Origin of the sequence: Rubrivivax soli, from assembly GCF_049810355.1 — a bacterium.
GTDB lineage: Bacteria > Pseudomonadota > Gammaproteobacteria > Burkholderiales > Burkholderiaceae_C > Rubrivivax.
This window is the reverse complement of record NZ_CP187368.1, coordinates 4132893-4155727: the sequence shown is the minus strand read 5'-3', so window position 1 is coordinate 4155727 and position 22835 is coordinate 4132893. Positions and strand designations below refer to the sequence as shown.

At 73.7% G+C, this 22835-nt stretch carries 19 protein-coding genes; 11 read left to right on the top strand and 8 right to left on the bottom strand.

Features of this window, described 5'->3' with window-relative positions:
* The 9 genes from ACPOLB_RS18965 (at position 1) to ACPOLB_RS18925 (ending at position 9627) form a co-directional block, all read left to right on the top strand.
* A complete protein-coding gene (locus tag ACPOLB_RS18965; protein ID WP_425257585.1) occupies positions 1–660 on the top strand; it encodes a prepilin-type N-terminal cleavage/methylation domain-containing protein in 660 nt (219 codons plus the stop codon).
* Positions 650–1630 (top strand): type II secretion system minor pseudopilin GspK, encoded by a 981-nt coding sequence (gene gspK, locus ACPOLB_RS18960; protein WP_425257584.1) that lies wholly within the window; start codon positions 650–652, stop codon positions 1628–1630. Before ACPOLB_RS18965 ends, gspK begins: the two co-directional genes overlap by 11 nt.
* A gap of 41 nt (positions 1631–1671) precedes the next feature.
* Positions 1672–2907: a type II secretion system protein GspL gene (gene gspL, locus ACPOLB_RS18955; protein WP_425257583.1), complete on the top strand. Its 1236-nt coding sequence runs from the start codon at positions 1672–1674 to the stop codon at positions 2905–2907.
* Positions 2904–3401 (top strand): type II secretion system protein GspM, encoded by a 498-nt coding sequence (gene gspM, locus ACPOLB_RS18950; RefSeq protein WP_425257582.1) that lies wholly within the window; start codon positions 2904–2906, stop codon positions 3399–3401. The genes gspL and gspM overlap by 4 nt, the downstream gene beginning before the upstream one ends.
* Positions 3398–4165 (top strand): type II secretion system protein N, encoded by a 768-nt coding sequence (gspN, locus tag ACPOLB_RS18945; RefSeq protein ID WP_425257581.1) that lies wholly within the window; start codon positions 3398–3400, stop codon positions 4163–4165. Before gspM ends, gspN begins: the two co-directional genes overlap by 4 nt.
* 2 nt (positions 4166–4167) lie before the next feature.
* The gene (gene gspD, locus ACPOLB_RS18940; RefSeq protein WP_425257580.1) at positions 4168–6330 is read left to right on the top strand and encodes a type II secretion system secretin GspD; all 2163 of its coding nucleotides are present in this window, start codon (positions 4168–4170) and stop codon (positions 6328–6330) included.
* An 80-nt stretch (positions 6331–6410) separates the two neighbouring features.
* On the top strand, positions 6411–7832 hold the full coding sequence (gene gspE / locus ACPOLB_RS18935; RefSeq protein WP_425257579.1) for a type II secretion system ATPase GspE: 1422 nt from the start codon (positions 6411–6413) through the stop codon (positions 7830–7832).
* A 9-nt stretch (positions 7833–7841) separates the two neighbouring features.
* Entirely contained in the window at positions 7842–9056 is a 1215-nt protein-coding gene (gene gspF, locus ACPOLB_RS18930; protein ID WP_425257578.1) for a type II secretion system inner membrane protein GspF, read from the top strand.
* A 112-nt stretch (positions 9057–9168) separates the two neighbouring features.
* Entirely contained in the window at positions 9169–9627 is a 459-nt protein-coding gene (locus tag ACPOLB_RS18925) for a globin family protein (RefSeq protein ID WP_425257577.1), read from the top strand.
* A 12-nt stretch (positions 9628–9639) separates the two neighbouring features.
* Here the strand turns inward: ACPOLB_RS18925 and ACPOLB_RS18920 are convergent, their stop codons facing one another.
* From ACPOLB_RS18920 to ACPOLB_RS18910, 3 genes are all read right to left on the bottom strand, one after another.
* Positions 9640–12510, bottom strand: coding sequence for a hybrid sensor histidine kinase/response regulator (locus ACPOLB_RS18920; protein ID WP_425257576.1), 2871 nt, complete (start codon positions 12508–12510; stop codon positions 9640–9642).
* A gap of 61 nt (positions 12511–12571) precedes the next feature.
* The gene (locus ACPOLB_RS18915; protein WP_425257575.1) at positions 12572–13306 is read right to left on the bottom strand and encodes a response regulator; all 735 of its coding nucleotides are present in this window, start codon (positions 13304–13306) and stop codon (positions 12572–12574) included.
* A 191-nt stretch (positions 13307–13497) separates the two neighbouring features.
* Positions 13498–13755 carry a hypothetical protein gene (locus ACPOLB_RS18910; protein WP_425257574.1) on the bottom strand — a complete coding sequence of 86 codons (258 nt, stop codon included), beginning with the start codon at positions 13753–13755 and terminating at the stop codon, positions 13498–13500.
* A 277-nt stretch (positions 13756–14032) separates the two neighbouring features.
* On the opposite strand from ACPOLB_RS18910, the gene ACPOLB_RS18905 reads away from it, so the two are divergent.
* Positions 14033–15043, top strand: coding sequence for an AAA family ATPase (locus ACPOLB_RS18905; protein ID WP_425257573.1), 1011 nt, complete (start codon positions 14033–14035; stop codon positions 15041–15043).
* Positions 15044–15058: 15 nt separating this feature from the next.
* Here ACPOLB_RS18905 and ACPOLB_RS18900 read toward each other — a convergent pair whose 3' ends face one another.
* The gene (locus ACPOLB_RS18900) at positions 15059–16804 is read right to left on the bottom strand and encodes a diguanylate cyclase domain-containing protein (protein WP_425257572.1); all 1746 of its coding nucleotides are present in this window, start codon (positions 16802–16804) and stop codon (positions 15059–15061) included.
* 76 nt (positions 16805–16880) lie between these two features.
* Between ACPOLB_RS18900 and ACPOLB_RS18895 the strand changes: the two genes are divergently transcribed.
* The gene (locus tag ACPOLB_RS18895) at positions 16881–19079 is read left to right on the top strand and encodes a patatin-like phospholipase family protein (protein ID WP_425257571.1); all 2199 of its coding nucleotides are present in this window, start codon (positions 16881–16883) and stop codon (positions 19077–19079) included.
* Positions 19080–19104: 25 nt separating this feature from the next.
* Here the strand turns inward: ACPOLB_RS18895 and ydiK are convergent, their stop codons facing one another.
* From ydiK to ACPOLB_RS18875, 4 genes are read right to left on the bottom strand one after another with little or no spacing between them, the layout of a single operon-like run.
* The gene (gene ydiK, locus ACPOLB_RS18890; RefSeq protein ID WP_425257570.1) at positions 19105–20175 is read right to left on the bottom strand and encodes an AI-2E family transporter YdiK; all 1071 of its coding nucleotides are present in this window, start codon (positions 20173–20175) and stop codon (positions 19105–19107) included.
* A 28-nt stretch (positions 20176–20203) separates the two neighbouring features.
* On the bottom strand, positions 20204–20827 hold the full coding sequence (locus ACPOLB_RS18885) for a DUF3299 domain-containing protein (protein WP_425257569.1): 624 nt from the start codon (positions 20825–20827) through the stop codon (positions 20204–20206).
* Between the two features lie 17 nt (positions 20828–20844).
* Positions 20845–22128 carry an ABC transporter permease gene (locus ACPOLB_RS18880; protein ID WP_425257568.1) on the bottom strand — a complete coding sequence of 428 codons (1284 nt, stop codon included), beginning with the start codon at positions 22126–22128 and terminating at the stop codon, positions 20845–20847.
* Positions 22125–22826 (bottom strand): ATP-binding cassette domain-containing protein, encoded by a 702-nt coding sequence (locus ACPOLB_RS18875; protein WP_425257566.1) that lies wholly within the window; start codon positions 22824–22826, stop codon positions 22125–22127. The genes ACPOLB_RS18880 and ACPOLB_RS18875 overlap by 4 nt, the downstream gene beginning before the upstream one ends.
* Between the last annotated feature and the right edge of the window lie 9 nt (positions 22827–22835).

The window sequence follows — 22835 nt, the reverse complement described above, 5'->3', positions numbered from 1 at the left end:
ATGCAGCGCCACCGCGGCTCGGCGTCGCCCCCCCGGACCCGCACGACCGGCTTCACGCTCGTCGAGGTGCTGGTGGCGCTGACCGTGATGGCCGTGCTGACCGGCCTGGCCTGGCGCGGCATCGACGGCATGCTGCGCGCGCGCGACGGCAGCCAGCAGGCGGTGGACCGGGCGGCGCGGCTGAACACCATCCTGTCGCAGTGGCAGCAGGACTTCGCGGCGCTGCACGACAGCGGCAGCGCGCCGCCGCTGGCCTTCGACGGCCAGACGCTGCTGATGACGCGCACCGTGCAGGGCCCGCAGGGCGAAGGCGTGGCGCTGGTGGCGTGGTCGCTGCGCAGCGGGCGCTGGCAGCGCTGGGTGGGCCCGGCCACCACGCGCACGCAGGCGCTGCAGGACAGCTGGCTGCGTGCGCAGCAGCTGCAGGGCAACGAACCCGGCCAGGTGACGCTGCTGGAAGGCGTCGGCGAATGGCAGCTGTACTACTACCGCGGCAACGCCTGGAGCAACTCGCAGTCCAGCGGCAGCATCGTCGCCCCGCCGTCGGCCATCGCCAGCGCGCCGGCGCGCGAGGCCCTGCCCGACGGCGTGCGCCTGGTCGTCACGATCGGCGACGACACCCTCACGCGCGACATCGCGCTCGGTCCCCATGACCGGTAGCGCGGCGCGCGCAGCTCGGCGGCCGCAGCGCGGCGCGGCGCTGCTGCTGGCGATGATCGTCGTCACGCTGGTGGCCACGCTGGCTGCCGGCATGGTGTGGCAGCAGGCGCGCAGCGTGCAGATCGAGGCCGCCGAGCGCAGCGCGGTGCAGTCCGAGTGGATCCTCGGCGGCGCGCTCGACTGGGCACGGCTGATCCTGCGCGAGGACACCCGCACCGGCGGCGCCGACCACCTGGGGGAGCCCTGGGCCACGCCGCTGGCCGAGGCGCGGCTGTCCACTTTCCTGGCCGCCGACCAGGACAACAACGCCGACACCGGCCCCGAGGCCTTCCTCTCCGGCAGCATCACCGACGCGCAGGCGCTCTACAACCTGAACAACCTGATCGCGGCCGACGGCAGCGTCATCGCGGCCGAACTGCGCGCGCTCGAGCGCCTGTGCGACGCCGCCGGCGTGCCCACCGACACGCCGGGCCGCATCGGCGAGGGCCTGCGCGCGGCGCGGGCTGCGGGGTCCAGCGGCACCGAAGACGGCCCGCTGCTGCCCGAACGCGTGGCGCAGCTGACCTGGCTGGGCCTGGACGCGGCCACGGTGGCGCGGCTGGAACCCTACCTGGTGCTGCTGCCGGTGGCGACGCCGGTGAACGTGAACACCGCGTCGCGCGAGGTGCTGCTGGCCGCCATCGAGGGCCTCGACCTGGGCACGGCCGAACGCCTGCTGCAGCGGCGCCAGCGCGCGCCATTCGAGACGCTGGAGGCGATCAAGGCCGAGCTGCCCGAGCCGCTGCAGAAGAACGTCGACGAAAAGCGCGTCAACGTGCGCAGCCTGTACTTCTTCGTCGAAGGCCGGCTGCGGCTGGAAGACCGCGTGCTGCAGCAGCGCTCGCTGGTCGAGCGCCGCGGCGCCGACCGCGGCCTGGAGGTCGTGGCGCTGCAGCGCGAGCGCCGCAGCACCCAGGCAGGGGATCGCTGACCCGCGCGCCCTGCCCCCCCACACAGCGACAATAGGTGCCCATGGCTGTCCTCGTGATCCAGATCCCCCCCCGGCCGCGCCTGGCATCGCGCGCAGCCGGCGAGCCGGCAGAGCCCAGGCCGGCGGCCGAGTTCGACCACGTGCTCAGCAACGACGGCCGCAGCGTGGCCAGCAGTGGCCGCTCGGCGCCGGCCCAGCTGCCCCGGGCCGACACTGTGGTGGCGGTGCTCGCCGACGCCGACGTCGCCTGGCACCGCCTGACGCTGCCCAAGGCACCGGCCTCGCGGCTGCGCGCGGCGCTGGCAGGCATGCTGGAAGAAGGCCTGCTCGACGACGACAGCGCACTGCACCTGGCCGTGCCGCCGCAGGCCGCCGCAGGCCAGCCCGCCTGGATCGCCGCGGTGCACAAGCCCTGGCTGCAGGCCACGCTGGCCAGCCTGGAAGCCGCCGGCCTGGTCGTCGACCGCGTGCTACCGGCGCAGGCGCCCGGCGCCACGGCCCGCGGCCACTTCTTCGCCGACGGCCCGGCCGATGCCGCGCCCACGCTGGCGCTGGCCCATGCCGACGGCGCCGCCGTCGTGCGCGTGGGCGGCACGCTGGCGCGCGCGCTGCTGCCGGCCGATCTGGACGGCGTGCACTGGACGGCCACGCCCGCCGCCGCCGCCGCCGCCGAGCGCTGGCTCGGCCACCCCGTGCGCGTGCTGGGCGAGCCCGAGCGCGCACTGGAAGCGGTGCAGACCGACTGGAACCTGCGCCAGTTCGACCTCGCCTCCCGCCACCGCGGCACGCGCGCACTGCGCGACGCCTGGCGCCGCTTCCTCGGCCCCGACTGGCGACCGGCCCGCATCGGCCTGGCCGCGCTGGTGGCGGTCCAGTTGCTGGGCCTGAACCTCTGGGCCTGGAAGCAGGACCAGGCCCTGGCGGCACGCCGCGCCGAGATGAACGACCTGTTGCGCACGGCGCACCCCGGCGTGCGGGCCATCATCGACCCGCCCGCGCAGATGCAGCGCGAGACCGAGCGCCTGCGCGCGGCCGCCGGTCGGGCCGGCGACGGCGACCTGGAGGTGCTGCTCGGCGCTGCCGCCGCGGCCTGGCCCGACGGCCAGGGCCCGGTGCAGACGCTGCGCTACGAAGGCGGCCGGCTGACGCTGGCGGCGCCCGGCTGGGGTGAGCCGCAGCTGGCGCAGTTCCGCGAACGCCTGCGTCCGGCGGGCTACAGCGTCGAGATGGCGGAAGGCCGTGTCACGCTCGGCCGCAACCTGCGGAGGCCCGCATGAACGCCACCGCCCGCCAGGCAGCGCTCGCGCCGCTGCGCGCCTGGTGGTCGGGCCTGGCGGCACGCGAACGCCAGCTGGTGGCGCTGTGCGCGGCTGTGCTGCTGGCCTTCGGCGCGTGGCTGGTGCTGGTGCAGCCGGCGCTGCGCACCGTGCGCACGGCACCGGCGCAGCTGGACGCGCTGGCAGCGGAGCTGCAGTCGATGCAGTTGCTGGCAGCCGAGGCACGCGAGCTGCGGAACACGCCGCCGGTGAACGTCGAACAGTCCGCTGCCGCGCTGCGCGCCGCCAGCGAGCGCCTGGGCACGAAGGCGCGGCTGTCGCTGCAGGGCGAGCGCGCGGTGCTCACGCTGAACGGCGTCGGCACCGAGGAATTGCGCAGCTGGCTCGGCGAGGTGCGCTCGGGCGCCCGCGCGCGGCCGGTCGAAGCCAGCCTCACGCGCGGCGCGGCCGGCTACAGCGGCAGCATCGTCGTGGCGCTCGGGGGCGCGGCATGAAGCGCTGGTGGGCTGCCGGCGCGGTGGTGGGTGGCGTGGCGGCGCTGCTGGCCTGGGCGCCCGCCGCCTGGCTGGCCGGTGCCGTGGCCAGCGCCACCGGCCAGCGCCTGCAGCTGGCCGACGCCCGCGGCAGCGTCTGGAACGGCAGCGCCGTGGCCGTGCTGACCGGAGGCGTCGGCAGCCGCGACGCCAGCGCCTTGCCCGGGCGCCTGCAATGGTCGCTGGGCCTGGACGGCGCAGCGCTGGCGCTGCGGCTGCGCCAGGCCTGCTGCATCAACGGCGAGTTGCTGCTGCGCCTGCAGGTCGGCGGCGGCGGCGTGCGATTGACGCTGCCGGCCTCCACCGGCGCCGTCGCCCAGTGGCCCGCCAGCTGGCTGGTCGGCCTGGGCACGCCGTTCAACACGCTGCAACCCGGCGGCGTGCTGGCGCTCAGCAGCCGTGGCCTCGTGGCCACCGCGTCACAGGGCCGCTGGCAGATCGACGGCGGCGCCTCGCTGGTGCTCGACGGCCTGTCCTCGCGCATCTCGACGCTCGACACGCTCGGCACCTACCAGCTCACGCTGGTGGGCGGGCAGACCAGCAACCTGCTGCTGTCGACGCTGAAGGGCCCGCTGCGGCTCAGCGGCAACGGCCAGTGGACGGCGGGCAGGCTGCGCTTCCGCGGCGACGCCCGGGCCGACCCCGGCACCGAAGCCGCGCTGAACAACCTGTTGAACATCATCGGCCGCCGTCAGGGCACGCTGGCCGTCCTATCGATCGGATGAGCATGACCTCCCCGCGTCACACCAACGTCTCCCGCCTGGTCTGCCTGGCGCTGGCCGCCGCGCTGGCCGCGCCGCCGCTGCAGGCCCAGCAGCCGCCGCAGACGCAGCAGCGTTCGCGCGCGCCGGTGACGGTGAACTTCGTCAACGCCGACATCGAGGCCGTGACACGCGCCTTCGCCGCGATGATCAACCGCCAGATCGCGGTCGACCCGCGCGTGAAGGGCCAGATCACCGTCTACAGCGAGCAGCCGCAGAGCGTGCCGCAGGCCTACCAGAGCTTCCTCACGGCGCTGCGCGGCCTGGGCTTCGCGGTGGTGGAAAGCGGCGGCCTGCTGAAGGTCGTGCCGGAAGCCGACGCCAAGCTGCAGACCGGCACGGTCTCGATCGGCGAGGTCGGCCCGCGCGGCGACCAGGTCATCACGCAGATCTTCCGCCTGAACTACGAGAACCCGAACAACCTGGTGGCGGTGCTGCGGCCGCTGATCAGCGCCAACAACACCATCAACGCCAACCCGGGCAGCAGCTCGCTGGTGATCACCGACTACGCCGAGAACCTGCAGCGCATCGCGAAGATCATCGCGGCCCTCGACCAGCCGGCCGCGGCCGACCTGGAAGTGGTGCCGCTCGAGCACGCGGTGGCGGTGGACATCGCCCCGCTGGTGCAGCGTCTGGCCGACACCGGCGGCACGGTGGCCGTGCCCGGCGCGGCCGCCGGCGCCGGCGGCACCAGCGTGGTGGCCGACGGGCGCAGCAACTCGCTGATCGTGCGCGCGCCCAACGCCGCGCGCATGGCCGTGGTGCGCGCCACCATCGCCAAGCTCGACCGCCCCTCCACCGCCATCGGCCCCGGCGGCGGGCTGTGGGTGGTGCACCTGAAGAACGCCGATGCCGTGAAGCTGGCGACCGTGCTGCGTGCGGCCTTCGCCGGCACTGGCGGCACGGGCGGCAGCGGCGGCGCTTCCACCGGCCTGGCGTCCGCGCTGCAGACGCAGCAGACCAGCCCCAACATCGGCGCCTCGCGCAGCGACGCCGGCAGCACCGCGGCCGGCGCGTCGCCGCAGGCCACGGCGCCGGTCACGGCCTCGGGCCAGCCCACCACGGGCGGTTTCATCCAGGCCGACCCGGCGACCAACTCGCTCATCATCACGGCGCCCGAGCCGCTGTACAAGCAGGTGCGCGCGATGGTCGACCAGCTCGACTCGCGCCGCGCGCAGCTGTACATCGAGAGCATGATCGTCGAGGTCTCGGGCGGCAACGAGGCCGACTTCGGCTTCCAGTGGCAGGGCCTGCTGGGCCAGAGCGGCGACAGCACCGGCCTGGTGGCCGGCACCAACTTCGGCACCACCGGCAACCTGGTGCAGATCGACGCCACCGGCATCGCCGCGGGGCTGGGCCAGGGCCTGAACGTCGGCGTCATCCGCCGTTTCGCCGGCGCCTACGGGCTGGCGGCCATCGCCAACCTGCTGCAGAGCCAGACCAACACCAACATCGTCTCGACCCCGAACCTGATCACGCTCGACAACGAAGAGGCCAAGATCGTCGTCGGCGAGAACGTGCCCTTCATCACCGGCCAGTTCACCAACACCGGCGGCACCTCGACGACGAGCCCGTTCCAGACCATCGAGCGCAAGGACGTCGGCATCACGCTGCGCATCCGGCCGCAGGTGGGCGAAGGCGGCACCGTGCGCATGGTGATCTACCAGGAACAGAGCAGCGTCATCAGCACCAGCAGTGCCGGCCCGTCGACGACCAAGCGCTCGATCGAGTCGCAGGTGGTGGTGGAAGACGGCCAGATCATCGTGCTCGGCGGCCTGATCGAGGACCGCTTCGTCGAGACCCGCACCAAGGTGCCGCTGCTCGGCGACATCCCGTGGCTGGGCGCGCTGTTCCGCAGCGAGAGCCGCGAGAAGCGCCGCACCAACCTGATGGTGTTCCTGCGCCCGATCGTGATGCGCGACGCCGACAGCACCACGCGCTTCTCGGTCGACCGCTACGACCAGATGCGCAGCCGCCAGACGGCGGCGCAGCCCGAACACAGCTACGTGGCGCCGATCAACGAGGCGCCGGTGCTGCCGCAGCTGCCCGCGTTCCCGAGCGCACCGGCGCGCACGGCGGTGAAGCCCGCGCCCGAGATGGCCGACCCCGGCCAGCCGAAAGCACCCTGACATGATGCCCCCGAGCTCACTGCGTTCGCTTCCCCCCGTGGGGGCCGTCAGGCCCTTCGGAACGGCCGGGCGGTCCTGACATGGGCAGCCGCCACCCCCTGCCCTACGCCTTCGCGAAGGCGCACACGCTGCTGCTCGAAGACGACGGCGAGCAGCTCGTGCTGTGGGCCGCCGAGACGACCTCGCCGGCCGCGCTGTCGGAAGTGACGCGGCTGTTCGACGTGGCCGGCTTCGAGCGCGAGCCCGCGGCCACGCTGGGCCAGCGCATCGCCGCCGCCTACGCCGGCAGCGAGAGCAGCGCCGCCGCGGTGATCGGCGAGGTCGAGAGCGGCGTGGACCTGAGCCGCATGATGCAGGAGCTGCCGGCGGTGGAGGACCTGCTGGAAGCCGCCGACGACGCGCCCATCATCCGCATGCTCAACGCGCTGCTGACGCAGGCCGCGAAGGACGGCGCCAGCGACATCCACATCGAGCCCTACGAACGCAGCAGCGCGGTGCGCTTCCGCGTCGACGGCACGCTGCGCGAGGTGGTGCAGCCCAACAAGGCGCTGCACGCGGCGCTGATCAGCCGGCTGAAGATCATGGCCGAGCTCGACATCGCCGAGAAGCGCCTGCCGCAGGACGGCCGCATCTCGCTGCGCATCGGCGGCCGCGCCATCGACGTGCGCGTGTCCACGCTGCCCAGCGCGCACGGCGAACGCGCGGTGCTGCGCCTGCTGGACAAGACCGAGAGCAAGTTCACGCTCGAGGGCCTGGGCATGAGCGGCGACGTGCTCTCGGCCTTCGACCGCCTGATCCAGCAGCCGCACGGCATCGTGCTCGTCACCGGCCCCACCGGCTCGGGCAAGACGACCACGCTGTACGCCAGCCTGGGCCGCGTCGACACCAGCACCACCAACGTGCTGACGGTGGAGGACCCGGTGGAATACGAGCTGGCAGGCATCGGCCAGACGCAGGTCAACCCGAAGATCGACCTCACGTTCGCGAAGGCGCTGCGCGCCATCCTGCGCCAGGACCCCGACGTCATCATGATCGGCGAGATCCGCGACCATGAAACGGCCCAGATCGCGATCCAGGCCTCGCTGACCGGCCACCTGGTGCTGGCCACCGTGCACACCAACGACGCCCCCAGCAGCGTGACGCGGCTGATCGACATGGGCGTCGAGCCCTTCCTGCTCAGCAGCACGCTGCTGGGCGTGCTGGCGCAGCGCCTGGTGCGCAAGCTCTGCCCCGACTGCAAGCGCCAGGGCGAGGACGGCCGCTGGCACCCGGTGGGCTGCGCCCGCTGCAGCCACACCGGCTACAAGGGCCGCACCGGCGTGTACGAGCTGATGACGGTGGACGAAGGCATGCAGACCCTGGTGCACAACCGCGCGCCCGAGCAGGACCTGGTGGCCGCGGCGCGCCGCGGCGGCCTGCGCTCGATGCGCGAGGACGGCGAGCGCCTGGTGCGCGAAGGCATCACCTCCGCCGAAGAAGTGATCCGCGTGACCCGGGACTAGACCGCTCCCATGCCTGCCTATCGATTCGAAGCCCTCGACGCCGCCGGCAAGTCGCAGACCGGCCTGGTCGAGGCCGACAACGCCAAGGCCGCGCGCACGCAGCTGCGCACGCGCAACCTGGTGCCGCTGGGCGTCACGCCCGTCACCGCCGCCAGCAGCGATGGCGCCGCGCCGCGCTTCAAGGGCCGGGTCTTCGGCGCCACCGGCCTGGCCGTGTGGACGCGCCAGCTCGCGGGCCTGGTCGGCTCGGGGCTGCCGCTGGAGCGCGCGCTCACGGCGCTGGCCGATGAATCGGAAGACCAGCGCCAGCGCGAGCTGCTCGCACACCTGCGCAGCGAGGTCAACGCCGGCAGCCCGTTCGCGCGCGCGCTGGCCACCGCGCCGCGCGAGTTCGACGACGTCTACCGCGCCGTGGTCGCCGCCGGCGAGCAGAGCGGCGCGCTCGGCCCGGTGCTGGAGCGCCTGGCGACCGACCTCGAAGAACGCCAGGCGCTGCGCGGCAAGCTGCTGGGCGCGATGCTGTACCCGGCCATCGTGTCGGTGATCGCGCTGGTCATCGTGATCTTCCTCGTCACCTACGTCGTGCCGCAGGTGACCTCGGTCTTCACCAGCTCCAAGCGCGCGCTGCCGGCGCTGACGGTGGCCATGCTGGCCGTCAGCGGTTTCGTGCGGCACTGGGGCTGGGCGGTGGCGCTGCTGGCGGCAGGCGGCGTGGGCGGATTCGTGCTGATGCGGCGCAACGAGGCCTTCCGCGAACGCAGCGACGCCAGCTTCCTGCGGCTGCCGCTGGTGGGCCGGCTGGCGCGCGGCTACAACGCGGCGCGTTTCGCCGGCACGCTGGCGATGCTGGCCGGCGCCGGCGTGCCCATCCTGAAGGCCTTGCAGGCCGCGGCCGAGACGCTGGGCAACCGCGCGATGCGCGCCGACGCGATGGACGCGCTGGTGCAGGTGCGCGAAGGCGCGCCGCTGGCCAGCGCGCTGGCAGGCAAGAAACGCTTCCCGGGGCTGCTGGCGATGTTCGCGCGGCTGGGCGAGCAGACCGGCCAGCTGCCGGTGATGCTGGCGCGCGCCGCGTCGCAGCTGGCGGCCGAGGTGCAGCGTCGCGCGATGGCAGTGGCCACCATCCTGGAACCGCTGCTGATCGTCGGCATGGGTGTGGTGGTGCTGGTCATCGTGCTGGCGGTGCTGCTGCCCATCATCCAGCTCAACACCTGGGTCAAGTAGGCCCCGGCGCTGCAACGAACGAAACACGGCCGGGCGGGCGGCTGAAGCGGGGTTGAAACGGCGGCCGGGCATCGTGGCGGCTCGTCACACCGCTTCACGAAGGACCCCCGCCATGACCCCCGAGCAGATCACCCTCGTCCGCAGCAGCTTCGCCCGTGTCGTGCCGGTGGCACGCAGCACCGCCGCGCTGTTCTACGCCCACCTCTTCGAGGCCCAGCCGGCGCTGCGTGCGCTGTTCAAGGGCGACATGGACGACCAGGGCGCGAAGCTGCTGCAGATGATCGGCGCCGCCGTCGGCCTGCTCGACAAGCCGCAGACGCTGCTGCCGGTGCTGCGCCAGCTGGGCGCGCGCCACGGCGGCTACGGCGTGCAGCCGGCGCACTACGACGCCGTCGGCACGGCGCTGCTGAAGACGCTGGCCCAGGGCCTGGGCCCGCACTTCGACGCCGCCACGCGCGAGGCCTGGACCACGATGTACACGCTGGTCGCGACCACCATGATCGACGCCGCCGAGCAGGCCGCCGCAGCGTTGACGCCGCCGCAGCCGGCACCGGCCGCCGTCACCGCCTGAACGCTGCCGCGCTCAGGCCGCCAGCACGGCCTGCACCGCGGCCAGCAGGTCGGCGCGCGCGAAGGGCTTGTCGAGGCTGGCGCAGCGCGTCTCGCGCAGGAATCGCTGCGCCTGCGGCGACAAGGTGTCGCCGGTCACGAACAGCATGCGCCGCGCCAGCGCCGGGTGCTGCGTGCGCACTGCGCGCCACAGCGCGGCGCCGTCCATGCCCGGCATGTGCAGGTCGGAGACGATGGCGTCGAAGCGCGCGGCCTGCAGCAGTTCCAGCGCCACCGCGCCCGACTCGGCGGTGGCGACCTCGTAGCCGGCGCCTTCCAGCATCGATCGCATCACGTCGGCGATCTCGTCCTCGTCGTCCACCACCAGCAGCCGTGCCTGCGCGGCGGGCTCGGCGGGGTCCAGCGGCATGCTGGCCGTGCTGTCGCGGGCCTCGCCGCTGATCGGCAGGCTGAGGCGGAAGGCGGCGCCGCCGCCGTCGCTGCCGTCGCGTTCGAGCACCAGGTCGCCGCCGTGCTCGCGCAGCATCGAGCGCGACACCGAGAGGCCGAGCCCGGTGCCCAGGCCCTCGGCCTTGGTCGTGAAGAAGGGCTCGAAGATGCGCGTCTGCACGCCCTGCGGCACGCCGGGCCCGGTGTCGGCCACGCGCAGCCAGACGCGCTGCGCGCGGTTCTCGCGCCGCGGCTCCACGCCGGTCTGCAGCGTGATGCGGCGCGGCCGCGCGGCATCGCCGCCGGCCAGCGCCTGCTGCGCGTTGACGACCAGGTTCAGCAGCACCTGGCCCACCTGGTCGCCGTCGGCCATCACCTCGGGCAGCGGCTCGGCCAGCTCCAGCACGATGGCGATGCCGTGGCTGCGCAGCGTGTAGCCCAGCATCTCGGCGGCAGCGCGCGCCAGGTCGTTCAGCTGCACCGGCGCACGCTGCTGCGGGCGCTGCCGTGCCATGTTCAGGAAGGTGCGCACGATGCGGCCGCAGCGTTCGGCGGCCTCGCGGATGCGCTGCGCATCGGCCTGCAGCGCCGTGCCCTCGGTCTTCTCCTCCAGCAGGCTGGCGCGGCCCATCACGATGGCCAGCGGGTTGTTCAGCTCGTGCGCCACGCCGGCCAGCAGGCTGCCCATCGCGGTGAGCTTCTCGCTCTGGCGCAGCGCGTCGCGCTGGCGCTCGATCTGCCCGGCACTCTCGACGCGCTCGGTGATGTCGCTCATCGAGGCGGTGTAGTGCACGACGCCGTCGAGCTCGGTGCGGAAGAGCACCATCTCCATCGGGAACTCGCTGCCGTCGCGGCGCAGCGCCGTCATCTGCACGCGCCGGCCCATCACGCGCGGCGCGCCGCCGGCGGCCATGCGCGCCATGCCCGCGGCATGGGCAGCGCGGTGCTGCGGCGGCACGATCAGCGCACCCACCTCCAGCCCCAGCACCTCGGCGCGGCTGCGGCCGAACATGGCCTCGGCCGCGGGGTTGAACTCGACGATGCGGCCCTGGCCGTCGGTGCTGACGATGCCGGCGATGGCGTGGTCGATGATGGCGGCCTTCAGCGCCTCGGTCTGGCGCCCGTGCTGCTGCAGCTCGCGCTGGCGCCGGAAGGTCTCGGTGACGGCGGCGATCCAGCCCTGCCAGCGCCCGCCGAGCCGCGGCACCGGCGCCTCGGCATCGGCCGACAGCGCCCGCAGGTAGTCCAGGATGGCCAGCGCCGGACGCACGAAGCTGCGCTGCAGCGCCCACTGGCCGGCCACGATGCTGGCCAGCAGTGCCAGCGCCAGCAGCAAGTTGGGCACGATGGTGGGCAGCACGCGCGCGCGCAGCGCGTGTTCGGGCGTGGCCTGCACGTAGACCCAGGGCGAGCCGATGCGCACCGCCGCCGTCAGCAGCCAGCCGGCCTCGCGGTGCACGTGGTCGGGACCGAACAGCGTGGCGTCGAGGTCCGGCCGGCCGAGGCCTGCGGGCAGCCGGCCGACCAGCGGCGCCAGCACCGGCGTGTCGGCCAGTCCGGGCTGGCCGGGCGCAGCCAGCGGCTGCTGCGAGTCGGCCAGCACGTTGCCGCGCACGTCGGTGATCCACACGCGCACGCCGTCGGCGCCGGCCTCCGGCGCCGCCGTCCATTGCGTGATGCGTGTCTGCAGATCGTCGAGCCGGAAGTCCAGGCTGACCTCGCCGCGGTAGCGGCCGTCGACCACCACCATCGCGCCGTGCGACATCACGAGCTGGCCGTTGAGCTGGCTCACGTAGGGCGGGCCCCAGAACACGGTGTCCTCGGGGTCCTGCGCCAACGCCTGCACCGAACGCTGCACGGCACGCTGGCGCGGCGCGTCGATGGCCTGCAGGCTGGGTGCGCCCATCGACTGCAGGATGCGCGTGCTGTCGATCCACGGGTAGCCGAACGAGGTGTTGACCTCGGCCGCGGCGAACCAGGTGGCCTCGAAGCCGGGCGCGCGCTCGTGCACGATGCGCGCCAGCTCGACGAAGCCCTGCGCCCGCCGCAGCCAGGTGGCGTCGGGCGCGCTGCCGTCGGGCGCCGCCCACCAGACCTGGCCGAAACGCGCGCGCTGCGCCGCGTCCGCCGTGTCCAGCGACCAGCCGTCGTCACGACCGTCGGCCAGCCGCGGCTGCAGCGCCTGGCGCAGCGCCGGGCCGCCGTCGGGCGGGTCGTGCCAGCGCTGCTCCATCAGCGCGCGCAGGTCCTGCACGTGCGCCATCGCCGGGCGCACCACGGCTTCGAGCTCCTGGGCGCGCTCCTGGGCGCGGCGCAGCAGGTCGCGCTCGGCGTCCTGCATGCGCTGCTGGTACTGCAGCACCGTCAGCACCGCCAGCAGCAGCAGCACCGGCACCAGCAGCGCCCACAGCAGGCGCCGCGCCGCGCGCAGGGTGCCGGCGCCGGGATCGGTCACCGGAGCCCCTTGCCGAACGGGGGCGTCCGACCATCCCCCGCGGGGAACGATGGCCGCGCCGTCATCCGGTGACGAACACGTAGCCCACGTTGCGAACGGTCTTCAGCACCTCGGGCTTGTCGGGGTTGCGCTCGATCTTGCGGCGCAGCCGCATGATGCGCAGGTCGATGGAGCGGTCGAACACGTCCCAGCCGCGGTTGTGCGCCTGCTCCATGATGGTGTCGCGCGTCAGCGGCCGGTTCGGGTGGCGCGCGAACAGCGCCAGCAGGTCGAACTCGGCGGCGGTGATCTCGATCTCCGCGCCGTCGGCGGCAACGAGCCGGCGCGTGTCGATGTCGAGCCGGCAGGCGCCGAACGCCACCTGCCGGGTGTCGGCGGCCGGCGGCGCCGGGGCGACGGCCGCTGGCGCCGGCTGCTGCAGCCGGCGCAGCAGCGCACGCACGCGCGCCAGCACCTCGCGCAGCTCGAACGGCTTGGGGATGTAGTCGTCGGCGCCGAGTTCCAGGCCGACGATGCGGTCCACTGCCTCGCCGGCGGTCGTGAGCATCACCAGGCCGGTGCGCGGGTGGGCTTCGCGCATCCAGCGCGCCAGCGCCAGCCCGTCCTCGCCGGGCATGTGCACGTCCAGCAGCGCCAGCTGCGCCGGCTGCGCGGCGAGCCAGGCGCGGGCCTCGGCGGCGTCGGCGGCCAACGCGACCTGGAAACCGTGGCGGCCGAAGTACTCGCCCAGCAGCGTGCGCAGCTCGGGTTCGTCGTCGACCACCAGCAACGTGGGGGAAACCTGGGTAGGCGCCATCGGCTGCGCTCCGGATGCCGCCAACGCGGCGCGCGCATCATAGCCAGCAGGGCGACCGAAGGCCGATGGATGGGACGGCGTGTGGAGCGGCGTGTGCATGCAGCGCATGCTGCCGCGCAGGCGTTTCAGCCGTGCCTCGCCCGCGTTTCGATTGTTTCAGCGGCGCGCTGACGCGCCCCGGGGAGTGCCCGTCAGGCGAACACGGCCAGGCCAGCGCCGGCCAGCACCAGCAGCAGCGGCGCGAACACCAGCGCCAGCGTCGGCAGCAGGCGCCCCGACCCGCGGGCGGCCGGCGCGGCGGCCGCCGGCCACGCGGCCAGGTCCTCGGCGAAGGCCTCGCTGCGGTAGCTGGGGGCGAACACGGGCTCGGCGGCACGCGGCCGGCGGTCTTCCAGCGCCGCCGGCAGTTCGTGCAGGGTGTCGGCGCGCAACAGCAACGGGTGGTTCATCGGCCTCTCCTTGAGCAGTCGCAGCGGGTGCAGCCACCGCACCCGCCCTGGCACTGTGGCCGCCGCAGGTTTCACGCGTGCGTCAGACCTGCGACAAAGCTGTTGCAAACGTATCGGCAGGCGCGCAACTTGCTGAAGGCCGTTGCGAAACCGTGGCCGAAGGACCGAAGCCAACAGGCGGTGAAAACCCCCGCTGCTCAGGGCTTGCCAGCCGCCCCGGCATGCTTGAATGATTCCAGCGTTGCCTGAAGCGTCGCTTTTGACAGGAGAGTTGTGCATGCAGACCACGTCGCACGATCTGGTTCCCGTGACGGCGGCCGACCCGGGCGGCCGCATCCCGATCGCCCGCATGCGCAGCCTGTACCGGCTGCACGAGGTCGAGAAGCGCATGGCGCGGCTGCCGGCCAAGGAACACGAATCGCTGCGCAGCACCTACGAACGCATGCTCGAGAAGGGCGCGGACCGCTTCCAGGTCAAGCCCTCGGGCCTGCCGGCCATGGAACACCTGTACGACGAGCTGCCCAACTTCAGCGAGGTGCTCGACGACCTGAAGCGCCAGCTCGCGCTGTGCCAGGACAGCCGCGACGCGCTGGAGATCACGCCGATGCTGCTGCTGGGGCCGCCGGGCATCGGCAAGACGCACTTCGCCCGCGAGGTGGCCGAGCTGCTCGGCACGGGCCTGGGCTTCATCTCGATGAGCTCACTCACCGCCGGCTGGGTGCTCAGCGGCGCGTCCAGCCAGTGGAAGGGCGCGCGCCCGGGCAAGGTGTTCGAGACGCTGGTCGACGGCCAGTACGCCAACCCGGTGATGGTGGTCGACGAGATCGACAAGGCCCGCGGCGAACACGCCTACGACCCGCTGGGCGCGCTGTACAGCCTGCTCGAGCACGACACCGCCGGCGCCTTCACCGACGAGTTCGCCGAGGTGCCGATCGACGCCAGCCAGGTGATCTGGGTCGCCACCGCCAACGACGAGCGCAGCATCCCCGAGCCCATCCTGAACCGCATGAACGTGTTCGAGGTGCGCAGCCCCGACTTCGACGCCGCACGCTGCATCGCGCTGCGCCTCTACCAGCAGTTGCGCAGCAAGCACGACTGGGGCCGGCGCTTCGACGAGGCGCCGGGCGATGCGGTGCTCGACCGCTTCGCCACGATGGCGCCGCGCGAGATGCGCCGTGCCTGGATGACGGCGTTCGGCAATGCCCGGCTGGCCGGCCGCGGCAGCATCGAGCTGGCCGACCTGCCCGAGGCCCACGGCAAGCGCGGGCCGATCGGCTTCATGCAGTAGCCGCCCAGGCGCGGTTCAGGCGGCCGCGGCCTCCAGCAGCGGCGCGTCGGCCCGGCGCACGGTGCCCTTGCCCGCCTGCTTGCCGGCGTACATCGCGGCGTCGGCCCGGCGCAGCAGCGCCACGGCGTCGCCGCCGTCGTCGGGTGCCAGCGCGAACCCCACGGTCAGCCCGACCTGGCACCGCACGCCCTGCACGACGAACGGCGCCTCGAACGCCGCCACCAGCTTGCGGCCCAGCGCCCAGGCATCGGCCTCGCCGCCCAGGCCGCGCGCCAGCACCACGAATTCGTCGCCGCCCAGGCGCGCGACGCTGTCGCTGTGGCGCAGCTCGCGGCGCAGCCGGTCGGCCGCGGCTGCCAGCAGCGCGTCGCCGGCGTCGTGGCCGTGCTGGTCGTTGACGGCCTTGAAGCCGTCGAGGTCGAGCAGGTAGACGGCCAGCAGCTGCTTGCGGCCGGCCTGCGGCAGCGCGGTGGCCAGCTCCGCTTCCAGGCTGCGGCGGTTGGGCAGGCCGGTGAGCGCATCGGTGTGCGCCAGCGTGCGCAGTGCCTCGCTCTCGACCCGCGCGCGGTCGGCGCTGCGGTGCAGCGACTGCACGCGCAGGCCCAGCACCAGCATCCAGGTCGACATCTCGGCCAGCGCCGAGAAGGCGTAGAAGTGCTGCGCCGGCAGCGTGGGTTCGATGAACCCGCGCAGCAGCGCAGCCATCACCACCGCGCCCGTCACGTAGCAGGCCCAGCCGGCCAGCATGTAGACGGCCACGCGCTCGCCGCGGCGCACGTGCAGCACCAGCAGCGGCAGGGCCACCGCGGTCGACGCCAGCCCGAGCACGGTGGCCAGCGTCTGCAGCAGCGGGTAGGCGGCCAGGCCCAGCGGCGCCATCAGCAGGCTGGCCAGTGCCGCCCAGCCGATGCCGCGCAGCGCCAGGTCGCCGCTGCGGCTGAGCGCGCGCGTGTCCAACGAGCCGCGCAGGAAGGCCGCCGCCGCCGCGACCGCCACCAGCACCGCCAGCGGCGCGATCTGCTGCGACAGCTGCGGCCAGTCGCGCCACAGGTACTGCGGGCCGAGCCCGAAGTACGAGACCAGGAACACCACGTTGCCGCCCACGAGCAGCGCGTACTGCAGGAAGATGCGGTCGCGCAGGCTGAGCCAGTGCGCCAGGCTGTAGACCAGCATGCACAGGGCCAGCCCGATCAGCAGCCCCTGCAGCAGTTGCACCCCGGCCTCGTGCGCCGTGAAGTTCTCCAGCGTGCGCAGCGTCACCGGCACCACCATCGAGCTGCTCGAGCGCACGCGCAGCAGCAGGTCGTGCCCGCCGGGGTCCAGCAGCAGCGCCACGGCGTGGCTGCGCGACGGCAGCGGCCGCGCCGCGAACGGCAGGTCGTTGCCCAGCCGGTGCCGCTGCAGCACCTGCGCGCCACGCACGACGAAGACGTCGATGTGGTTCAGCGCCGGGTAGCCGATCTCCAGCACGCGCCGCACGCTCGTGGTGCCTGGCACGTGCACCGGGATGCGCAGCCACACCGTGGCGTCGACGCGGCCCAGGTTGGACGGCGTGCCCAGCGGCACGCGGAAGTCGCCGCGGCGCGCGAGCACGGCGTCGACGCCGAGCGTGTGCCCGGGGTCGGCCAGCAGCGACACCGCGGGCCAGGCCGGGATGGCCGCGCGCTCGTCCAGGTGCAGCGGCTGCACGGCGGCCGCCGCGCTCCGGGCCGGCCCGACCAGGAACGCCAGCAGCCAGCAGAAGATCAGCAAGCGCACCATCGTGCGTCTGTTGTCGGCAGCGCCCGTGCACGACTTGAGAGGTACACACCCCGGCGCCGGCGCCAGAATCGGTGCCATGCCCGACCTGCGCCTGCCCGACGCCCGCCGCCGCACCACCACCCTGCTCGCCGCCAGCCTGCTGCTGGCAGCGCTGCCCGCGGCGGCCGATCGGCCCAAGGTCGGCCTGGTGCTCGGCGGCGGCGGGGCGCGGGGCGCGGCGCACATCGGCGTGCTGGAGGTGCTGGACCGCCTGCGCGTGCCGGTGGACTGCGTGGCCGGCACCAGCATGGGCGCGCTGGTGGCCGGCGCCTGGGCGGCCGGCCTGAGCCCGGCCGACATGCGCCGCGAGCTGCAGGCCGCCGACTGGAACGACATGTTCCTCGACAACCCCGACTTCACCGAGCAGAGCGTGCGCGCCAAGCGCCTGTCGCAGCGCTTCCTGCCGGGCAGCGAGAGCGGCATCACCAGCCGCGGCCTGGTGGCGCCGCCGGGCGTGGTGGCGGGGCAGAAGATCAAGCTGTTCTTCAACCAGCTGGTGCGCGCCGACGCGGGCGAGCGCGACATCGCGCAGCTGCCGTTGCCGCTGTCCATCATCGCCACCGACATCGGCACCGGCCAGCGCGTGGTCTTCCGCGACGGCAGCCTCACGCAGGCCATGCGCGCGAGCATGTCGGTGCCCGGCCTGCTGGCCCCGCTGCAGGTGGGCGAGCGCAAGCTGGTCGACGGCGGGCTGGTGGACAACGTGCCGGTGCGCGAGGTGCGCGAACGCTGCGGCGCCGAGGTCGTGATCGCCGTCAACGTCGGCTCGCCGCTGCTGAAGGCCGAGGACGTGACCGGACTGCTCACCGTCACCGCCCAGGTCGTGGCGCTGCTGACCGAGCAGAACGTCGCGCAGTCGCTGGCCACGCTGACGCCCAACGACGTCTACCTGCAGCCCGACCTGGGGCCGATCACGGCCGGCGACTTCGCCCGCCACGCCGAGGCCGCCGACCGCGGGCGGGCAGCCGCCGAAGCCGCCACCGCCGCGCTGCAGCGGCTGTCGGTGCCCGAGGCCGCCTACGCCGCGTGGCGCCGCCGCCTGGCCGACCACCGGCCGCAGGAACGGCGCGTCGACGCCATCGAGATCACCGGGCTGTCGCGCGTGAACCCGGAGGTGGTGGGCCGCCACCTGCAGCAGCGCACCGGCGAACCGCTGGACACCACGGCGCTGAACCGCGACTTGCTGCGCGCCTACGGCGACGGCTGGTTCGAAGGCGTGGACTACACGCTGCTCACGCAGCACGGCCGCAACGTGCTGCGCATCATGCCGCTCGAGAAGCCCTGGGGCCCGGACTTCCTGCGCCTGGCCGTGAACCTGAACTCCAACCTCAGCCAGGGGTCGAGCTACGCGCTGCGCGCGGCCTACCAGAAGACCTGGCTGAACCGCCTGGGGGGCGAGCTGCTGGTGGGCGGCGAGATCGGCAGCAACACCGGCGCCGGCATCGAGTTCTACCAGCCGCTCGATGCGCGCCAGCGCTTCTTCGTCGAGGTCGTGGCGGGCTACCGGCGCAGCCGGCTGGACATCTTCCTCGACGACAACCGCGTCGCCGAATACAGCATCGGCAGCGGCAACACCGATCTGCTGCTGGGCAGCAACCTGGGCCTGCTGGGCCAGGCGCGCGTGGGCTGGCGCAGCCTGCACTACAAGGCCCGGCGCGACACCGGCGAGCCGCAGCTGCCCGACTTCTCGGTGCGCGACCGCGGCTGGCTGGCCGAGCTGGAGCTGGACCAGCGCAACGGCCTGTACTTCCCCAACCGCGGCTGGTCGCTGCGGGCGGGCTGGTTCGAATCCGCGACGCAGGACTACGGCAAGCTCACGCTCGAAGGCCGTGCGGCGCGGCAGCTGGGCCCCTGGGTGCTGGCCTCGCGCGTGGCGCTGACGACGTCGCCGCGCGGCCGGCTGCCGCTGAACGACCCGGGCTCGCTGGGCGGCTTCCTGAACCTGTCGGCGTTTGCCAGCGGGCAGCTGCTGGGCGACGACGTGCGCTACGGCCACGTGCGCGGCGAACACATCATCGGCCGGCTGCCGCTGGGCCTGCGCGGCGACATGCGCCTGGGCCTGGCGCTCGAGGCCGGCAAGCTGGGCACGCGCTACACCGAGGTCAACCGCCGCGGCTGGCTCAACTCGAGCACCGTGTACCTGGGCGGCGAGACGCCGATCGGCCCGGTCTACCTGGGCGTGGGGCACTCCACGCAGGGCGCCACCAACGCCTACCTCTTCATCGGCACGCCCTGACGAGCGGCATCTGGGCGCGCGGCGGTCACACGCTGCCGTCTTCGCCGCTGTCGGGCTCTTCCTCGATCCAGCTCTCGAACAGCGTGTAGGCCACCGCCAGCACCACCGGGCCGACGAAGATGCCGACCAGGCCGAAGGCGAACAGCCCGCCGATGACGCCGACGAAGATCAGCAGCAGCGGCAGGTCGGCGCCGAGGCGGATCAGCACCGGGCGGATGAAGTTGTCCAGCGTGCCCACCACCACCGACCACACGACGAGGAACACGCCCCAGCCGGTGTCGCCGTTCCACAGCGTCCAGATGGCCGCCGGCAGCAGCACCGGCACCGCGCCCACCTGCGCGATGCAGAGCATGAACATCAGCGCCGTCAGCAGGCCGGCAAACGGGATGCCGGCGATCACGAGCCCGAGCCCGCCCAGCACCGCCTGCACCACGGCCGTGACGCCCACGCCCAGCGCGACACCGCGGATCGCGTCGCGCGCCAGCGCCACCGCGCCCTCGCCGCGCGCGCCGCCCAGGCGGCGCGCGAAGCGCCGCACCTGGCGCCCGGCGGCCTCGCCATAGGCGTACATCACGGCCGCCAGCGCCACCGTCATCAGGAACTGCAGCAGCACCACGCCAACACTGCCGACCTCGGCCACGAACCAGCGCGTGATGCCGCCGGCGTAGGGCTGCAGCCGCGGCAGCAGCCCTTCGAGGCCGGCCGCGACGGTCTGCTCCCACAGCGCCACCAGGCGCTCGCCGATCAACGGCAGGCCCGCCAGCCAGGCCGGCGCGGTGGCCGGCACGCGCATCTCGGTGACGGCGCGGGCCCAGCCGACGATCAGCTCGGCGTTGTCGGCCAGCGTCACCAGCGTCAGCGTCAGCGGCACCGCGAACAGCAGCAGCAGCGCCAGCGTCATCACCGTCACCGCGGCCCAGCGCCGCCCGCCCAGCCGCTCCTGCACGCGCAGCAGCAGCGGCCAGGTGGTGACGACGACCATCGTGGCCCAGATGGTGGAGCCCAGGAAGGGGCGCAGGATCCACAGCGAGCCGCCGATCAGCAGGCCCAGCACCAGCACCGACAGCAGGTGGCGCGTGAGGTCGGCGGCCTTCAAGCGCACCCCGCCCGCGTTGCGATGCGTCTCACCGCGGCTTCTCGGCGTAGGGCTCGACCGCCACCGCCTCGATGCGGTAGCTGCTGGCGCCCATGTACGAGTCGGTCTTGGTGGTGGCCAGCGTGCCGCTGATCCACACCGCGTCCATCGAGCGGATCCTGGCCGCGCTCTTGGGCAGCACGTGGATGATCTGGTTGGCCGGCGGCGGCGGGCTGTGCACGCAGGCGCCGAAGTACGGCACCAGCAGGAATTCCTTGACGCCTTCGGGTGTCTCTTCCAGCGGCACCACGAAGCCCGGGATGCGCACGGCCTGGCCGGTGAACGCCGGATTGGTGGGCGCGTTGTCCCACACCTCGCGCAGCCGCTTCATCATCGCGTTGGCACGCGGGTCGCCGTCGACCATGCTGTTCAGGTCCAGGCCCTTGAACTCCTTCATCGGGTCCCAGTCCTTGGGCACGAGTTCGTCCCACGAGATGGTCTTGAAGGCCGCCGCCTTGCCGGCTGCGGCGGCCGCCGGCTTGGAGCCGCCCAGCGCCGGGCCCGGCACCGGCACGCCGTCCCTGGGCTGGGCGAGCGCCGCGCCGCAGGCCGCGCCGACGGCGACGACGAGCAGGCGGGCGAGAGCGATGGCGAACACGGAGGTCTGGCGCATGGGGATCGCTTCTGGGGTTAGCTGCGTGGGGACAGGCCGTCGGCCAGCGACAGGCGGTACGCACGCCATCCCGGCACGAGGCTGGCAAGCATACCCGCGGCCAGCACGGCGGTCAGAAGTCCCCATTGCACCAGCGTCGGCGCCGACAGCTGCAGGCCGATGCCGAAGCGCGCCTGCACCCAGGGCCCGGCCAGCAGCACCGCCAGCGCCGCGGCCAGCGCACCGGCCAGGGCACCCGCCAGCGTGACCAGCGCGCCTTCGGTGGCCAGCAGCAGCAGCACGTGGCGCGGGCCGGCACCCACCGCACGCAGCACGGCCAGCTCGCGCCGGCGTTCGTTCAGCCCCGCCAGCACCACCGCCACCAGCCCCGCCAGGCTGACCACCGCGACCAGGCCCGACATCGCCAGCAGCGCGCGTTCGCCGACGCCGATCACCTCCCACAGCTCGTCCAGCGCCACGCCGGGCAGCACGGCCAGCAGCGGCTCGGCCTCGTACTCGGCCACGAAGCGCTGCACGCGGAACACCGCGACGCGGCTCTTCAGCCCCACCAGCGCCGCCGTCACCTGCTTCGGGTCGAGGTCGAACTTGCGCGCCTGCTCGGGCGCGATGCGCAGGCCGGGCAGCGGCGCGCCGCCGGCGAAGTCGAGGTGGATCGCCTCGATGGCCTGCAGGCTCACGTGCACCGTGCGGTCCACCGGCGTGCCGGTGCGCGCGAGCACGCCGACCACGGTGAAGGGCTTGTCGGCGTGCTCGCTGGCCAGCGCGCCACCGACGCCGCCGGCCCCGTGCGTGAGCGTGATGCGGTCACCCAGCCGGTAGCCCAGCGCGGCGGCCACCTCGGCGCCCAGCACCGCCTCGTACAGCCCGTCCAGCGTGCCGGCGAAGGCGCGGCCCTGGGCCAGCGCCAGCGGCTGGCGGTCGCCGTACAGGAAGCGCGCGAAGTAGTCGGTGGTGGTGCCCAGCACCGGGTGGCCGCGGTGCGAATCGCCGAGCGCGATCGGCAGCACCCAGGCCACCGCCGGGTGGCGGCCGATGGCCTCGATGCTGGCCATCTGCACGTTGTTGGTGGCGCCGCCGATGCGGAACACCGCGTAAAGCATCAGCTGCACCGGCCCCGTGCGCGCACCGACCACCAGGTCGGTGCCGCTGACGGCCTGCGAGAAGCTGCTGCGGATGTCGCTGCGCATGCGCTCCAGGCTCAGCAGCAGCAGCGTCGCCAGCGCGATCGACAGCGCCACCAGCACCAGCGTGCCGCGCCGGTTCCAGGCGCTGCGCCAGGCGATCGAGAACAGCGCCTTCATGCCGACGGCTCCTGGAGACCGTCGGCCGTGTCGCGGGGCGCCCGGTTGATGTCCGGCAGCGACAGCCGGCTGTCGAAGCGCGCCGCCAGGCGCTCGTCGTGGCTGACGAAGACCAGCGTGCTGCCGTGTTCGCGCGTGGCGCCCAGCAGCAGGTCCATGAAGCCGTCGCGCAGCGCGGCGTCGAGCGCCGAGGTGGGCTCGTCGGCGATCACGAGCTCGGGCGCGCCGATCAGCGCCCGCGCCGCCGCCACGCGCTGCTGCTGGCCCACCGACAGCGCCGCCGCCGGCCGCCGCCACAGCGCGCTCGGCAGCGCCACGCGCTGCAGCAGGCGCTCGGCGCTGCCGGCCGGCGCGCGGCTGCGGCGCAGCGCCGAGAAGCGGCACGGCAGCAGCACGTTGTCGAGCACGCTCAGGTAGGGCAGCAGGTTGAACTGCTGGAAGATGTAGCCCACGTGGTCGGCGCGCGCGGCATCGCGGCGGGCCGCGCCCAGCGCCGCCCAGTCCTGCCCGAGCACGCGCACCTGGCCGGCCTGCGGCAGCAGCACGCCGGCCAGCAGGCCCAGCAGCGTGCTCTTGCCGCAGCCGCTGGGTCCGTGCAGGAAGACCGCCTGCCCGGCCGCGACGTCGAGCTGCGCGATCTGCACGCAGTCGGCGGCGGCGCGGGGCCAGCGGAAACGCAGGTCGCGGACCTCGATCATGCCGGCGGC

What these genes read in the sequence shown, in the direction of transcription:
- gspK (WP_425257584.1), top strand. Translation starts at nt 650, where the DNA reads ATGACCGGTAGCGCGGCGCGCGCAGCTCGGCGGCCGCAGCGCGGCGCG.
- gspF (WP_425257578.1), top strand. Translation starts at nt 7,842, where the DNA reads ATGCCTGCCTATCGATTCGAAGCCCTCGACGCCGCCGGCAAGTCGCAG.
- gspD (WP_425257580.1), top strand. Translation starts at nt 4,168, where the DNA reads ATGACCTCCCCGCGTCACACCAACGTCTCCCGCCTGGTCTGCCTGGCG.
- ACPOLB_RS18915 (WP_425257575.1), bottom strand. Translation starts at nt 13,306, where the DNA reads ATGGCGCCTACCCAGGTTTCCCCCACGTTGCTGGTGGTCGACGACGAA.
- ACPOLB_RS18905 (WP_425257573.1), top strand. Translation starts at nt 14,033, where the DNA reads ATGCAGACCACGTCGCACGATCTGGTTCCCGTGACGGCGGCCGACCCG.
- ACPOLB_RS18880 (WP_425257568.1), bottom strand. Translation starts at nt 22,128, where the DNA reads ATGAAGGCGCTGTTCTCGATCGCCTGGCGCAGCGCCTGGAACCGGCGC.
- ACPOLB_RS18900 (WP_425257572.1), bottom strand. Translation starts at nt 16,804, where the DNA reads ATGGTGCGCTTGCTGATCTTCTGCTGGCTGCTGGCGTTCCTGGTCGGG.
- gspE (WP_425257579.1), top strand. Translation starts at nt 6,411, where the DNA reads ATGGGCAGCCGCCACCCCCTGCCCTACGCCTTCGCGAAGGCGCACACG.
- ACPOLB_RS18875 (WP_425257566.1), bottom strand. Translation starts at nt 22,826, where the DNA reads ATGATCGAGGTCCGCGACCTGCGTTTCCGCTGGCCCCGCGCCGCCGCC.
- gspN (WP_425257581.1), top strand. Translation starts at nt 3,398, where the DNA reads ATGAAGCGCTGGTGGGCTGCCGGCGCGGTGGTGGGTGGCGTGGCGGCG.
- ACPOLB_RS18885 (WP_425257569.1), bottom strand. Translation starts at nt 20,827, where the DNA reads ATGCGCCAGACCTCCGTGTTCGCCATCGCTCTCGCCCGCCTGCTCGTC.
- ACPOLB_RS18965 (WP_425257585.1), top strand. Translation starts at nt 1, where the DNA reads ATGCAGCGCCACCGCGGCTCGGCGTCGCCCCCCCGGACCCGCACGACC.
- ACPOLB_RS18895 (WP_425257571.1), top strand. Translation starts at nt 16,881, where the DNA reads ATGCCCGACCTGCGCCTGCCCGACGCCCGCCGCCGCACCACCACCCTG.
- ACPOLB_RS18910 (WP_425257574.1), bottom strand. Translation starts at nt 13,755, where the DNA reads ATGAACCACCCGTTGCTGTTGCGCGCCGACACCCTGCACGAACTGCCG.
- ACPOLB_RS18925 (WP_425257577.1), top strand. Translation starts at nt 9,169, where the DNA reads ATGACCCCCGAGCAGATCACCCTCGTCCGCAGCAGCTTCGCCCGTGTC.
- gspM (WP_425257582.1), top strand. Translation starts at nt 2,904, where the DNA reads ATGAACGCCACCGCCCGCCAGGCAGCGCTCGCGCCGCTGCGCGCCTGG.
- gspL (WP_425257583.1), top strand. Translation starts at nt 1,672, where the DNA reads ATGGCTGTCCTCGTGATCCAGATCCCCCCCCGGCCGCGCCTGGCATCG.